Origin of the sequence: Kitasatospora sp. CB02891 (genome assembly GCF_002803145.1) — a bacterium.
In the GTDB taxonomy this organism is placed as follows: Bacteria; Actinomycetota; Actinomycetes; order Streptomycetales; family Streptomycetaceae; genus Kitasatospora; species Kitasatospora griseola.
Window position 1 is genome coordinate 857,262 of sequence record NZ_NNBO01000001.1, and the last position, 13,303, is coordinate 870,564.

A 13,303-nucleotide genomic window follows, 5' to 3' on the forward strand; every position below is an offset into this window, starting at 1 on the left:
CGCCGGGCGGTGCGGGGGGACCTCCTAGCATCGGTTCGGCTTCGCCGTGTGGGGACGGAGTCGGCACTCAGGAGGAACGTTCATGCAAGCCCGGAAGATCGGCGCGGCCGCTGCCGCCGCGGTGGCGGTCATCGCCGCCCGCGACCTGGTCCAGAAGAAGCACGCCCTGCTGAGGAACTTCCCGGTGCTCGGGCACGCCCGGTACCTGCTGGAGACGATCGGGCCGGAGCTGCGGCAGTACATCGTGACCTCCAACGAGGAGGAGCGGCCGTTCAGCCGCGACCAGCGGAGCTGGATCTACGCCTCCGCCAAGGAGGAGAACAACTACTTCGGCTTCGGCACCGAGGTGGACGTCGCCCAGGCGCAGGGCCGCGCCTACCTGAAGCAGCGCACCTTCGCCGGGCCGCTGCCGGACGGGCACGACCCGCAGGCCGCGCTGCCCTCGGCCAAGGTGCTGGGCGGCCCGCGCGGGCGCGCCAAGGCGTTCCGGCCGGGCAGCGTGGTGAACATCTCCGCGATGAGCTTCGGCTCGCTCTCGGGGGCGGCGATCACCGCGCTCAACCAGGGCGCGGCGCAGGCCGGCGCGATGCACAACACCGGCGAGGGCGGCCTGTCGCCGTACCACCGCAAGGGCGCCGACCTGGTGCTGCAGCTCGGCACCTCGTACTTCGGCTGCCGCAACGAGGACGGCAGCTTCAGCCTCGACAAGCTCAAGGACGTGGTCGCGGGCGCGCCGGTCCGGGCGATCGAGATCAAGCTCTCGCAGGGCGCCAAGCCGGGCCTGGGCGGCATGCTGCCGGGTGCGAAGGTGACGCCCGAGATCGCCCGGATCCGCGGCATACCCGTCGGCAAGGACTGCGCCTCGCCGTCGCGGCACTCCGCGTTCGGCGACGTGGACTCGATGCTGGACTTCGTCGAGCTGCTGGCCGCCGAGACCGGCCTGCCGGTCGGCATCAAGAGCGCCGTCGGCGAGCTGGACTTCTGGCAGGAGCTGGCCGCGCTGATGGCGCGCGGCGACCGGGGCGTCGACTTCGTGACGGTGGACGGCGGCGAGGGCGGCACCGGCGCGGCGCCGCGGATCTTCGCCGACTCGGTGTCGCTGCCGTTCCGGATGGGCTTCTCCCGGGTCTACGGCACCTTCGCGGAGCTGGGCCTGACCGACGAGCTGACGTTCATCGGCTCCGGCAAGCTCGGTCTGCCGGAGAACGCGGCGGTGGCGTTCGCGCTCGGCGCCGACATGATCAACGTGGCGCGCGAGGCGATGCTGTCGATCGGCTGCATCCAGGCCCAGAAGTGCCACACCGACAAGTGCCCGACCGGCATCGCCACCCAGAACCCGTGGCTGGCCCGCGGCGTGGACCCGGCCTCCAAGTCCACCCGGGCCGCGGTCTACCTGCGCACCCTGCGCAGGGAGCTGACGAAGGTCTCCTCCGCGCTCGGCGTCGCCCACCCGTCGCTGATCACCGCCGCCGACATCGAGGTGCTGAACGGCGACTACGAGGCCCGCACCCTGGCCGGCGTGTACGGCTACAAGGAGGGCTGGGGCGAGCTCGGCCCGGACCTCGCCGCGGGGATCACCGCGCTGATGACGGCCCGCCCGGCCGTCTGACGCAACGTCGGGGGGCGGAGCCGACCGGCTCCGCCCCCGTGCCGCCCGGCGCAGGTCGGATCAGCGCAGGTCGAACACCAGCCGGGCGGACACCCTGCCCGCGAGCACGTCCGCGAAGCAGGCGTTCACGTCCTCCAGCTTGCGGGTCTCCCGGATCACCGTGGTCCGGCCCAGCTGGTGCAGCCGGAACACCTCCGCCAGGTCCTGCCGGGTGCCGACGATCGAGCCGATCACCCTGGTGCCGTTCAGCACCGTCTCGAACACCGGCAGCGTCAGCTCGCCCTCGGCGGGCAGCGCGACCAGGACGAGGGTGCCGCCGCGGCGCAGCGAGTCGTAGGCGGCGCGGAACGAGGCGTTGCTGACGGCCAGCGAGACCGCGGCGTCGGCGCCGCCGAGCTTGTGGACCTCGTGCGCCACGTCCTGGATCCGGGCGTCGATCACGTGGTCGGCGCCGAGCTCCTTGGCGAGCTTCAGCTTGTCGTCGGTGATGTCCACCGCGACCGTCTCGGCGCCGAAGATCCGGGCGTACTGCAGCGCCAGGTGGCCCAGGCCGCCGATGCCGGAGATCAGCACCCGGGTGCCGGGGCGGGCGCCGGACAGCTTGACCGCCTTGTAGGTGGTGACGCCCGCGCAGGACAGCGGGGCGGCGTCCATCGGGTCCACGCCGTCCGGGACGGGCACCACGTAGTCGCCGTGCGCGACGGCGTACTCGGCGTAGGCGCCGTCCACCGAGTAGCCGGAGTTGTGCTGGGACAGGCAGAGCGTCTCCCAGCCGGTGACGCAGTAGTCGCAGCGGCCGCAGGCGTCGGCCAGCCACGGGACGGCGACCCGCTCGCCGACCTTGACGTGCCGGACGTTCGAACCGGCGGCCTCCACGACGCCGACGCCCTCGTGGCCGGGCACGAACGGCGGGGACGGCTTGACCGGCCAGTCGCCGTGCGCGGCGTGGATGTCGGTGTGGCACAGGCCGGAGCACTCGATCCGCACCAGCACCTGGTGCGGCGCGGGGGCCGGCACCTCGCGTTCCTCGATCTCCAGCGGCTCGGTGAAGTCCCGGACCACAGCTGCCTTCATGGCCTTCTCTCCTCGCAGAGCGGGTGAATCCGACAAAAGGGATGTCTCTCTGCGCTCAGCCTGCTGGCTCCGCCGGGGAACCGCGAACGGGCGCGCCGACCCCGACGAAGATCGCCGTCCGCTCCCCGCCCGGGGCTGACGGCGCGTCAGGGTAGCGTTGACCAAAGCCCGTCATTCCCAGGCGGGTTGGGCATTTTCTGTGCCCACCGGACACATCGGACACACCCCGGGTACGGAGGACCGACATGACCCGCGCACTGCTGCGCACCGCCGGGACCGGACTGGCCCTGCTCACCGCCGGCCTGTTCCTGGTCGGCTGCGAACCCGCCAAGCACGCCAAGGCCGCACCGCCGCCCAGCCCCTCCCCCACCGCCACTGCCGCCGTTTCCCCCGTCGCCTCCCCCACGCCCTCCCGGCTCGACGACTCCTACTTCGCCGAAGGCAGCTGCGCCCGCTCCCTCAACCCGGGCGGCAGCGGGACCACCGCCCACTACGAGACGGTGCCCTGCGACAGCCCGAACGCCGAGGCCAAGGTCACCAAGCGCAGCGGCACCCTGACCGGCGTCGCCGCCGCCCTCCCGCACGGCGCGGACTGCCCCGACGGCACCGACGTCGCCCTCGACCTCACCCAGAACGACCTGACCAACGTCACCCGCAACCGGGCCGCCTGGGCCTGCCTGCGCAACCTGCACGACCCGCACCCCGGCGAGCCCGGCGGGGGCGGCGGCCCCGGCATCGTCGTCGGCGACTGCGTCTACGCCACCAAGAGCGCCAGTGGCTCCGACACCGTCGCCGAGACCCGCTGCGACGGAAAGGGCGACCACAAGCCCGAGTACAAGGTCGACAAGGAGTACGTGAAGCAGACCGTGCAGCTCAAGGGAAGCACCGAGGCGACCTGCCCCGACGAGGCCACCGTCACCTTCACCATCCCCGCCCCGCCCGGCACCCTCGCCATGAACCCGACCGTCGCCTGCGCCGAGCCCGTCGACTGAGGGCCGGGCCCGTCCGCTCACGGCGATACGCTTGGGCCTCTTGCCCGGCCACGGGTGGCATTCAAAGCCCGTAGGCTGGGCAGGTAAGGGACCTGGGGGCGGCCGTGCCCCCGCCACGGACGGAGGGAGATGCCGGGTGATCGAGCTGGAAGACCTGCCCGAGTTGATCGACCCGGTGATGATCTGCGCCTTCGAAGGCTGGAACGACGCCGGCGACGCGGCCTCCGCCGCGCTCGGACACCTCGACGAGACCTGGGGCGGCAAGGTGTTCGCCGCGCTCGACGCCGAGGACTACTACGACTTCCAGGTCAACCGGCCCACCATCTGGCTCGACGGCGGCGTCCGCCGGATCACCTGGCCCACCACCCGGCTCTCGGTGGTCCGGGTCACCGAGCCCAAGCCGCGCGACCTGGTCCTCGTGCGCGGCATCGAGCCCAGCATGCGCTGGCGCTCCTACTGCAACGAACTGCTCGGCTTCGCCCACGAGTTGGGCGTCGAACTGGTCGTCGTCCTGGGCGCACTGCTGGGCGACACCCCGCACACCCGGCCGGTCCCGGTCTCCGGCGTCACCTCCGACGCCTCGGTGGCCCGCAGCCTCGACCTGGAGGAGAGCCGCTACGAGGGCCCCACCGGCATCGTCGGCGTCCTCCAGGAGGCCTGCGCCCACGCCGGGGTCCCCGCCGTCACCTTCTGGGCCGCCGTCCCGCACTACGTCTCCCAGCCGCCCAACCCCAAGGCCACCCTGGCCCTGATCAACAAGCTGGAAGACCTCCTCGACCTCCGCATCCCCCCGGGCGAGCTCGCCGACGACGCCCGCGCCTGGCAGCTCGGCGTCGACCAGCTCGCCGCGGAGGACACCGAAGTCGCCGAGTACGTCCAGCAGTTGGAGGAGGCCCAGGACACCGCGGAGCTGCCGGAGGCCTCCGGGGACGCGATCGCCCGCGAATTCGAGAGGTACCTGCGGCGCCGCGAGAACCAGGGCCCGAAGGGCGAAAAGCCCATCACGGGGCACGCCACGGAGCGCCCCAAGGACGAGGACGAAGAGTAGGAGCAACCGGGCGCGCGGGAACTGCGCGAAGCGGAAGGCGCCACGTCCGCAAGATCGCGACGCAGGACAATGACCTGCACTTGATCGCGACCTTGCGGACGTGGTCTGCGCTTGTCACGCAGTTCTCCCCCCGCCCTTGCGGGCCGGGAGGTGCCCCCCCGTCCCCCAGCTCTTGCGGGCCGGGAGGTGCCCCCCCCACGCGCCCCTGTTGCAGCTCCCTTACAGGGCTACGCCCAGGAGCGCGTCGACCGCGCGGGAGACCAGGCCCGGGGCCGAGATGTCGTCGCCGCCGTCCGCGTGGGCCGTCGCAACCCAGCGGTCGACGGCCGCCAGCGCCGCCGGGGCGTCGAGGTCGTCGGCGAGGGCCTCGCGGATCTCGGCGAGCAGCGACGTCGCGGAGGGGCCGTCCGGGCGGGAGACCGCGGCGCGCCAGGCAGCGAGGCGGGTGAGGGCGGAGTCGAGGTCCTCGGCCGTCCACTCCCAGTCGCTGCGGTAGTGGTGGGCGAGCAGCGCGAGCCTGATCGCGGCGGGGTCGACGCCCTCGCGGCGGAGCGCGGAGACGAACACCAGGTTGCCGCGCGACTTCGACATCTTGTGGCCGTCGAGGGCGACCATCCCGGCGTGCACGTAGGCGCGGGCGTAGGGGTGGGCGCCGAGGGCGACCTGGGCGTGCGAGGCGCCCATCTCGTGGTGCGGGAACGACAGGTCGCTGCCGCCGCCCTGGATGTCGAAGTCCATGCCGAGGAACTTCAGCGCGATGGCGACGCACTCGATGTGCCAGCCGGGCCGGCCGTGGCCGAGCTCGGTGTCCCAGGCGGGTTCGCCGGGTCGGGCGGCGAGCCAGAGCAGCGCGTCCAGCGGGTTCTTCTTGCCGGGGCGCTCGGGGTCGCCGCCGCGCTCGGCGAAGACCGGCAGCATCTGCTCGCGGGTGAGCCCGGAGACCTCGCCGAAGTGCGGGTCGGACTCCACGGAGAAGTAGATGTCGCCGTCGACCTCGTACGCGGCGCCGGAGGCAAGCAGCTGCTGCACCAGCGGGACGATCCACGGGATCGATTCGACGGCGCCGATGTAGTGCGCGGGCGGGAGCATCCGCAGCGCCGTCATGTCCTCGCGGAACAGAGCGGTCTCGCGGGCGGCGAGTTCGGTCCAGTCCTGGCCGGTGGCGACGGCGCGCTCCAGCAGCGGGTCGTCGACGTCCGTGACGTTCTGGACGTACAGGACGTCGTGGCCGGCGTCCTTCCAGACCCGCTGGACCAGGTCGAAGGTGTTGTAGGTGGCTGCGTGGCCCAGGTGGGTCGCGTCGTAGGGAGTGATGCCGCAGACGTAGAGCCGGGCGGTCGGGCCGGTGGGTACGACCTCTCGGACACTGCTCGTGGCGGTGTCGTAGATGCGCAGGGGGAGCCCCTGACCGGGCAGGGCGGGAACCTCGGAGGTGGGCCAGGCATGCATGGCACCGACTCTAACCGTGCACTGATTTGAAAGACCAACCTGTTGGCGTGATCGGCTTGATTCCGCCAGTTCTCTGTTTCGGATCGGTATCAGACCGGCGGCCAGGGAATAGATGGCCAGTCAGCCGACGGCTGCGGGTGCCGTCCGGAGGCCAGCAGCGCGCCGGTCCGGGCCCGCAGCGCGTCGAGTTCGGCGCGGGTGAGGTGCGGGCGCAGCCGCTCGCCGAGCGGACCGTCGAGGTCGGCGGCGAGCCGGCCGAGGACGTCGAGGGCCTCGGCGGTGAGCGGCCGGTCGGCCCATCCCCACAGCAGGGTGCGGAGCTTGGGTTCGGTGTGGAAGGTGACGCCGTGGTCGATGCCGTAGATCCGGCCGTCGGCGGCGGGCAGCCAGTGGCCGCCCTTGCGGTCGGCGTTGTTGAGGACGGCGTCCAACACGGCGAGGCGGCGCAGCCGTTCGTCGTCGCGGTGCACCAGCCAGGCCTGGCGGCCGGCGTCGAGTTCGGCGCGGACGATCGGCAGCCAGCCGGCGGCGGGCCCGTCGAGGGGCTGGAGGTCGAGGAGTTCGGGGGCGTCCGGGTCGGGTTCGATCCACAGCTGGACCATGCCGGGCCCGGCCGGGCCCTCACGGAGCACGGTCGGCGGGATCAGCTGCCACCCGGTGGCCGCGGACAGCTCGTGGGCGGCGGTCTCCCGGCCGGCCAGCGTGCCGTCGGGGAAGTCCCACAGCGGGCGTTCGCCGGCGACGGGCTTGTACACGCACGGGGCGGTGACGCCGTCGAGGGTGGCGGTGCAGTACAGGACGGCGTTGGAGGCGTCGGTGACCCGGCCGTGGACGGCCAGCGTGCCCTCGCGCAGCAGGGCGAGCGCGGCGGGGGTGTCGGCGGCCAGTGCGGCGCTGGTGGCCGGGTCGGTGCCGGGGGCTTCCACGGCCGGTTGCCCGCTCAGCGCCGGTAGCCGTTCGCGCGGGGGCAGAGGTGGCCCTCGGGGTCGAGCGGCAGGTTGCAGAACGGGCAGGGCTTGCGGCCCGCCGCGACCAGGTCCAGGGCCCGCTTGGCGAACACCCGGGCCATCGCGCCGCTGAGCCGCACCCGCAGCAGGTCGGGGCCGTTCTCGTCGTCGAAGACCTCGATCTCGTCCTCGTCCTCGGACTCCTCGACGTACGCCTGCGCCTCGACCACCAGGCACTCCTCGCGGGCGTCCCAGGCCAGTGCCATGGTGCCGACCCGGAACTCCTGCTCCAGCGGCAGGTCGAGCGGCGCGGCGTCGAGCAGGTCGACGGGCGCGGCGGCCGGGATCGGGGCCTCGCCGCCGCTGCGCCGCAGCGCCTCGTCGAGGACTTCCTCGATGCGTTCGGCGAGGGCGGCGACCTGGGCCTTCTCCAGCAGCACGCTGGTGATCCGGCCGCGCGAGGAGGCCTGCAGGTAGAACGCCCGGGCGCCGGGCTGGCCGACGGTGCCGGCCACGAACCGCTCGGGCTGGTCGTAGAAGTGGACCTGACGGGACACGCTGCTCGCTCCGGTACGGGGGTGTGCGGTCTTCTCGATCTCACCCTACGGCCAAACGGCCCTGCCGTGGGGTGCGGGTGGCGCGGATTCCTGCCGGGGACGGCGGAGGCCCGGACGGCGCCGGCCCGGCGGGGCTCGGACCGCGCGGGTCCGGCCGGGCCCCGACGGCGCCGGCCCGGCGGGGCTCAGACGGTGCCGGTGTCGCCGCCGACCACCGCGTCGTCGCCGGCCGAGTGGCCGTGCGGGCGCGGGGCGAGCGAGGACAGGCTGCCGGTGTCGCCGAGGCGCAGCAGGTACGGGCGGTTCGGGGTGTAGCGGATCGCCGTCACCGAGCACGGCTCGACCGAGATCCGCTGGAAGTGGTCGAGGTGCAGGCCGAGCGCGTCCGCGACGATCGCCTTGATCACGTCGCCGTGGGTGGCGACCGCCCAGAGCGCGTCCGGGCCGTGTTCGACGGAGATCTTCTCGTTCCACTCGCGGACGGCGTCCACGGTGCGGTGGCTGAGCGCGCGCAGCGATTCGCCGCCGGGGAAGGCGGCGGCGGAGGCGTGGTCCTGGACGGTGCGCCACAGCGGTTCGTCGGCGAGCTCGGACAGCGGACGGCCGGTCCAGTCGCCGTAGTGGCACTCGCCGAGCCGCTCGTCCAGCTCGGGCGGGCCGAGTTCGGGGCGGGCGGCGACCAGCGGTTCCAGGGTCTGCCGGCAGCGCTCCAGCGGGCTGCTGACCAGCCGGACGACGGGCAGTCCGGCCAGCCGCTCCGGCAGGGCGGCGGCCTGGGCGCGCCCGGTGTCGTCCAGGTCGACGCCGGGCGTCCAGCCGGCCAGGATCCCGGCCGTGTTGGCGGTGGAGCGGCCGTGGCGCACGAGCAGCAGGGTGGGCATACCGCAAGCCTACGGGGTGCTCCCCTCCCGGCGGGCCGGGGGTTCGGGTCACAATGGCGGGCATGATCGTGGATTGCGGCACTTACCGGGCCGGACGGCGCACCGAGGGGCCGGAGGATTTCTCGGACGCCCTGGATGCGGTCCGGGCGGCCGGCGACGGCTTCGTGTGGATCGGCCTCGCCGATCCGACGACGGCCGAATTCGACCACGCCGCCGACGAGTTCGGCCTGCACCCGCTGGCGGTGGAGGACGCGGTGACGGCGCATCAGCGCCCGAAGCTCGACATCTACCGGGACTCGGTGTTCACCGTCCTGAAGACCGCCGGGTACCACCCGCACGACGAATCGGTCTCCATCGGCGAGCTGATGATCTTCCTCGGCGACTCGTACGTGATGACGGTCCGGCACGGGCCGGAGAGCCCGCTCAAGGACCTGCGGGCCAGGCTGGAGGAGCAGCCCGAACTGCTGGCGCACGGGCCCGCCGCGGTGCTCTACGCGATCTTCGACATGGTGGTCGACCAGTACCTCGACGTGGCCACCGAACTCCAGACCGACCTGGACGAGTTGGAGGCGGAGATCTTCTCCCCCGGCCGGGTCCGCGGCGCCGCCGAACGCATCTACGGCTTCAAGCGGCAGGTGGTGAACTTCCGAAAGGCCGCCTTCCCGCTGATGGAGCCCGCGCTGCGCCTCACCCGGGCCGGCACCGGCTCCGGCGAGGTCAACGTGCCGTTCGTCCCCGCCGAGCTGCGCCCCTACTTCCGGGACGTCGCCGACCACCTGGCCAAGGTCAACGAGGCGGTGGAGAGCCTGGACCGCCTGCTCTCCGACATCCTGTCCGCCAACCTCGCCCAGGTCAGCGTCCAGCAGAACGACGACATGCGGAAGATCTCCGCCTGGGCCGCCCTGGCCGCCGTTCCCACCATGATCGCCGGCATCTACGGCATGAACTTCGAGCACATGCCGGAGCTCCGCCAGGTCTGGGGGTACCCGGCGGCGCTGTCCCTGATGGCCGGCGTCTGCTTCGTCCTGCACCGCCTGTTCAAACGCGCGGGCTGGCTGTAGCGGCCGTCCGCTCCCGGCGGGTCCGGCCGCGCCGTCAGCGGCCGGCGTTCGTCCGGGGCGGCCGGTAGTCGGCGGCCGGCCCGTCCTCGCCGTCAGGTCCTGCATCAGCAGCTCGAACATCGGCTCCTGATCCGTGGCCAGGGGCGCGAAGTGGTCGAACACTTCGCGCGCGACCCGCCCGTGGAGCGACCGCCGGCCGGAGAGCACGACGACCAGCGCACCGAGCGACAGGTCCACTCCCGCGGCCCGGCGGTAGTCGGACAGCTGCCGCCTCGGCGCGGGGTCCAGTTCCTCCTCGGCCGGGATCGGATCCGGCCGGGCCGCCCAGAGCTGCGTGAACACCGGCCCCCGGACGCCGGCGAGCCGGCGGACCCGTTCGCCCGTGACCTCCCCGCAGGCCCCGCCCGCCACCGGACCGTGGCTTCCGAACCGCAGGCCGAACTCCTGCCGATGGGCAAGTGACCACCGCCGGAAGGCCCTTGACGGCTCGACGAGTCGTGCCGCGAAGTCGCTCTCGGCCTGGGCCTCGGCCTCGACGACATCCCGCAATTCCCGACAGAGGTCCCCGACGATGTCGCGCGCGGCCTGCCGGACGATATCGGGGAGCCCGGTGAAGTACCGGTAGAGCGGCGCGGGCGTCACCCCGACCGCACGTGCCGCGGCGGCCGGCGTGAGGGCCGCCGCCCCGTGCCCGCCCGATGATGTCCCGCGCGACCGATCGGACCTCGGCCGACAGCTGGGCCCGGAGCCGGTCCCGACGCGACGACGACCCTGCGCCCGGGGTCCTCGAATCCTCCCGGACGGCGGTGGGAGCGCATCGGCGGCAGGCGCACGCGGGGACCGCGTCGCTCACGCGCCCGGGCCCGGGCCGGGCGCCGTCGTGCCCGCACCGTCGTCCGCGCCGGCCGCAGTCTGTCGCGGCGCGGCCTGCGCACTCCGGTCCTCCTCCAGGGCGATGTCCCACTGCGCCACCCGGTTCCGCGAGGCCGTCACCCGCAGCACCACCACGTCGATCGTGGAGCCGGCGGTGACCCGGCCCGCTCGCACCGCCTGCCACAGCGCATCGCTCATGTTCGACCGGTGCAGCAGGCCCGGCCGCCGGTAGCCGTCCAGCCGCACCCGGACGTAGCCCTTGTTGGCCTGCACGTCGTGCACCGTGCCCGCGAAACGCTCCCCGACCGTCGGGTACTCGCCGGCGGGCGGCGCCGCGAGGCCGGCCTTCGGCGCGTCGGCCAGCGCCACGTCGATGCGCCGCTGCACCGGGTCCACCCGCAGGATCCGCACCTGGACCTCGTCGTCCTTCGCGATGCCCGCGGCCCGCACCTGATAGGCCGGGATGAACGACTTGCCGCCCTCGGGCAGCAGCTCGATGAACGCACCGGCCGCGGGGCTCACATTGGTGACCCGCGCCGAGTACACCTGCCGCAGCCGGTAGGCCGCCACCAGCCGGGGCCACGGGTTCTCCTGGCGATAGCGCTGTGTGAAGACCACCCGCCCCTGGTCGACGACGAAGAAGCCGTTGACCGTACTGCCCTGGCGGTAGTGCTTGCTGGCCGACATGTCCTCCGGGACCATGTCCCAGTAGCTGACCTCCTCGCGCCTCATCTCGGCGGCCTGCAACGGGTCCTGGATGTTCCGGACGAAGACCCGGTCGGGAAACGCCAGTTCCACCTGCGCCGTCGCCTCGTACGCCCCCCACGTCGCGGTCCGCGGCACCAGGTCCCGCTCCGGCGCGGTGCGTTGCAGCTCCGCCTGGATCCGCTCCCGCAGCTCGTTCTTGAACCGCCCGAACTGCTCGAACTCCTGCGTGTAGGTGATGGGCCGGAGCCGCCCGACCACGTTCGTCGGGACCGCCGCCCCCTCGTACATGGTCACCACCATGCGCTTGTGCAGGCACATGGCCCAGCCGAGCTCCATGGCCACCGACGTCGACGGAACCGACAGGTCCACGACCACGATGCCGGCCCGGTCGACCCCGTCCCAGGCGGCCTCCAGCGGGCCGAGCGTCGTCTCGTCGTTGGTGTCGGCGCGCTGGGCGCTCAGCCCCAAACTCCGCACCACGGACTCTAGTTCCCGGTACACCGAGTCGAAGTCGAGGGTGCGGCCGTCGGGTACGGCTTTCCTCCCGTACGGCATCAGGAAGAAGACCAGGTTGGGATCCACCGGTCGACCCGGCTCGCGTTCCAGCTTCATGGACACGGCGAACTCCTCAAGGGTAAACGGCCGTGACGAACTAAGCCCGTTTCACTCACAAGGAACCACCAAGTCGACCGGCCTGCAAGGAACCTGACGCAGCATCGGTCGGCGGACGGCCGGCCACCCGGCGCGGAACGAGAACCGCGGCGCACACCGGTGCGTGACCGGAGTGCGCCGCGTTCAGGACCTGCGGTGACGACTCGTCAGGACTGCTGCTGCCGACGGCGGCGGGCGGCCACCAGGGCGGCGCCGAGAGCCACGGAAGCGGCGCCGGCGGCGGTGATCGCACCGAGCGGGGCGTCGACACCGGTGGACGCGAGGACACCCGTGGCGGTGGTGGTGGTGTCGGTGGTGGTCACCGTGGTGGTGGTCGTGTCGGACACCGGGGTGACGGTGGTACCGCCCTGCTCGGGAGTGGTGCCGGTGCCCTGGTTGCCGCCCTCCGGCTGGTGGGCGTTGGCCGTGTCGCGAGCTTGGGCCTCGGCCAGGCCGGTGAGCAGGAAGGCGTGCAGCGACGCGGAGGTGTGGCCGTCCAGGACGTGGCCGACCGCCTTGCGGACCTCCGGCCCGCCGATCGACATGGCCTGCGAGATCCGCAGCCGGACCTCGTCATCGGAGATGCCGTCCAGACCGGCCAGGAAAGCCTTCGCCGCGTCCGCCCCGAGGGCCTGCTCGGCGGCCTCGGTGAGGGTGAGCGAGCTGCCCGGCCGGATCAGCGCGTGGAGCACCTTCTGCCAGTTGGCGTCGTTGGCCGCCTTCGGCACCTCGACCTCGATGAACCCCACGAGTGCCTTGCCGCCGTCATCGGCCTCCATCGCCTGCCGGGCCCGCGCCGCCAACTGGGGGTCGGAGCCGCCGGCGATCCGGGCGGCGTCCTTCAAGTACTGCAACCTGACGGCGGGCCACGTGACGTCGAGGAAGTGGTCGCGGTCCGCGCGGGTGCCGCTGAGCGCGTTCTGGATGGTCCGCCACAGCTGGCCGCGGTGGTCGCTCATGCTCATGACCTGGGTGATGAAGATGTCCCTGTCGTCGATGATGATCGTCGGCAGGACGTCGAAGAAGTGCCGCATGTCCTCGACGGTGCCGTTCAGCGCCTTGCCGGCCTCCTCGTGGAAGTACTGGCCGTGGCCCGGCTCGGCGATCAGCTGCCTCAGTCGCGCCCGCAGCTCGTCCTCCTCCTGCGAGGCGCTGCCGCTCAGCGCGGGAGCGGTGCCACTCGGCGCGGGCGTGCCGGCCTCCGGCCCGGTCACGCCGGTACCTGCGTCCGTTGCCGGAGCGTCGGCGACCGGGGTGTCCGTGGCCGGGGTGTCCGTGGCCGGGGTGTCCGTGGCCGGGGTGCTCGCGGCCGGGGTGTCCGTCGCCGGCACATCGGGCTGGGACTTACCGGTCGGCGTGGGCACGGCGTCGGCCAGGGCCGGCGTGCTGCCGAGGATGGCCGGCGCGGAGACCGCGGCCACGAAAACGGCAGCGGCAACCGAACGACGAATGC

Annotated in this window: 11 protein-coding genes and 1 pseudogene; 4 read left to right on the forward strand and 8 right to left on the reverse strand. The window is 72.8% G+C overall.

The annotated features are described in order from the left end of the window. Positions 1-82: 82 nt before the first annotated feature. A complete protein-coding gene (locus CG736_RS04090; RefSeq protein ID WP_100584721.1) occupies positions 83-1,609 on the forward strand; it encodes an FMN-binding glutamate synthase family protein in 1,527 nt (508 codons plus the stop codon). A 60-nt stretch (positions 1,610-1,669) separates the two neighbouring features. Here the strand turns inward: CG736_RS04090 and adhP are convergent, their stop codons facing one another. After that, entirely contained in the window at positions 1,670-2,683 is a 1,014-nt protein-coding gene (adhP, locus tag CG736_RS04095; RefSeq protein WP_100584722.1) for an alcohol dehydrogenase AdhP, read from the reverse strand. A 245-nt stretch (positions 2,684-2,928) separates the two neighbouring features. Between adhP and CG736_RS04100 the strand changes: the two genes are divergently transcribed. Together CG736_RS04100 and CG736_RS04105 are read left to right on the forward strand one after the other, a co-directional pair. Then, positions 2,929-3,675, forward strand: a complete 747-nt coding sequence (locus CG736_RS04100) for a hypothetical protein (RefSeq protein ID WP_100584723.1) — start codon at positions 2,929-2,931, stop codon at positions 3,673-3,675. Positions 3,676-3,811: 136 nt separating this feature from the next. Continuing rightward, a complete protein-coding gene (locus tag CG736_RS04105) occupies positions 3,812-4,723 on the forward strand; it encodes a PAC2 family protein (RefSeq protein ID WP_043911482.1) in 912 nt (303 codons plus the stop codon). A gap of 219 nt (positions 4,724-4,942) precedes the next feature. Here CG736_RS04105 and mshC read toward each other — a convergent pair whose 3' ends face one another. The 4 genes from mshC to CG736_RS04125 form a co-directional block, all read right to left on the reverse strand. Beyond that, the gene (mshC, locus tag CG736_RS04110) at positions 4,943-6,172 is read right to left on the reverse strand and encodes a cysteine--1-D-myo-inosityl 2-amino-2-deoxy-alpha-D-glucopyranoside ligase (RefSeq protein ID WP_100584724.1); all 1,230 of its coding nucleotides are present in this window, start codon (positions 6,170-6,172) and stop codon (positions 4,943-4,945) included. A gap of 89 nt (positions 6,173-6,261) precedes the next feature. Beyond that, positions 6,262-7,059: an SCO1664 family protein gene (locus tag CG736_RS04115; RefSeq protein ID WP_100585036.1), complete on the reverse strand. Its 798-nt coding sequence runs from the start codon at positions 7,057-7,059 to the stop codon at positions 6,262-6,264. Between the two features lie 53 nt (positions 7,060-7,112). Continuing rightward, on the reverse strand, positions 7,113-7,676 hold the full coding sequence (locus CG736_RS04120) for a DUF3090 domain-containing protein (RefSeq protein ID WP_043911479.1): 564 nt from the start codon (positions 7,674-7,676) through the stop codon (positions 7,113-7,115). A 185-nt stretch (positions 7,677-7,861) separates the two neighbouring features. Next, on the reverse strand, positions 7,862-8,557 hold the full coding sequence (locus CG736_RS04125) for a histidine phosphatase family protein (RefSeq protein ID WP_043911471.1): 696 nt from the start codon (positions 8,555-8,557) through the stop codon (positions 7,862-7,864). Between the two features lie 62 nt (positions 8,558-8,619). Between CG736_RS04125 and CG736_RS04130 the strand changes: the two genes are divergently transcribed. Beyond that, positions 8,620-9,618 (forward strand): magnesium and cobalt transport protein CorA, encoded by a 999-nt coding sequence (locus CG736_RS04130; protein ID WP_369879814.1) that lies wholly within the window; start codon positions 8,620-8,622, stop codon positions 9,616-9,618. Positions 9,619-9,771: 153 nt separating this feature from the next. On the opposite strand, the pseudogene CG736_RS38840 reads toward CG736_RS04130, so the two are convergent. From CG736_RS38840 to CG736_RS35910, 3 genes and pseudogenes are all read right to left on the reverse strand, one after another. Further along, positions 9,772-10,260, reverse strand: a pseudogene (locus CG736_RS38840) (TetR/AcrR family transcriptional regulator); the annotation flags it as partial. 207 nt (positions 10,261-10,467) lie between these two features. Next, positions 10,468-11,811 (reverse strand): S1 RNA-binding domain-containing protein, encoded by a 1,344-nt coding sequence (locus CG736_RS04140; protein WP_100584727.1) that lies wholly within the window; start codon positions 11,809-11,811, stop codon positions 10,468-10,470. 206 nt (positions 11,812-12,017) lie between these two features. Next, a complete protein-coding gene (locus tag CG736_RS35910) occupies positions 12,018-13,271 on the reverse strand; it encodes an LPXTG cell wall anchor domain-containing protein (protein ID WP_157815400.1) in 1,254 nt (417 codons plus the stop codon). Positions 13,272-13,303 lie beyond the last annotated feature (32 nt).

What these genes read in the sequence shown, in the direction of transcription:
- CG736_RS04090 (WP_100584721.1), top strand. Translation starts at nt 83, where the DNA reads ATGCAAGCCCGGAAGATCGGCGCGGCCGCTGCCGCCGCGGTGGCGGTC.
- adhP (WP_100584722.1), bottom strand. Translation starts at nt 2,683, where the DNA reads ATGAAGGCAGCTGTGGTCCGGGACTTCACCGAGCCGCTGGAGATCGAG.
- CG736_RS04100 (WP_100584723.1), top strand. Translation starts at nt 2,929, where the DNA reads ATGACCCGCGCACTGCTGCGCACCGCCGGGACCGGACTGGCCCTGCTC.
- mshC (WP_100584724.1), bottom strand. Translation starts at nt 6,172, where the DNA reads ATGCATGCCTGGCCCACCTCCGAGGTTCCCGCCCTGCCCGGTCAGGGG.
- CG736_RS04125 (WP_043911471.1), bottom strand. Translation starts at nt 8,557, where the DNA reads ATGCCCACCCTGCTGCTCGTGCGCCACGGCCGCTCCACCGCCAACACG.
- CG736_RS04130 (WP_369879814.1), top strand. Translation starts at nt 8,620, where the DNA reads ATGATCGTGGATTGCGGCACTTACCGGGCCGGACGGCGCACCGAGGGG.
- CG736_RS04140 (WP_100584727.1), bottom strand. Translation starts at nt 11,811, where the DNA reads ATGAAGCTGGAACGCGAGCCGGGTCGACCGGTGGATCCCAACCTGGTC.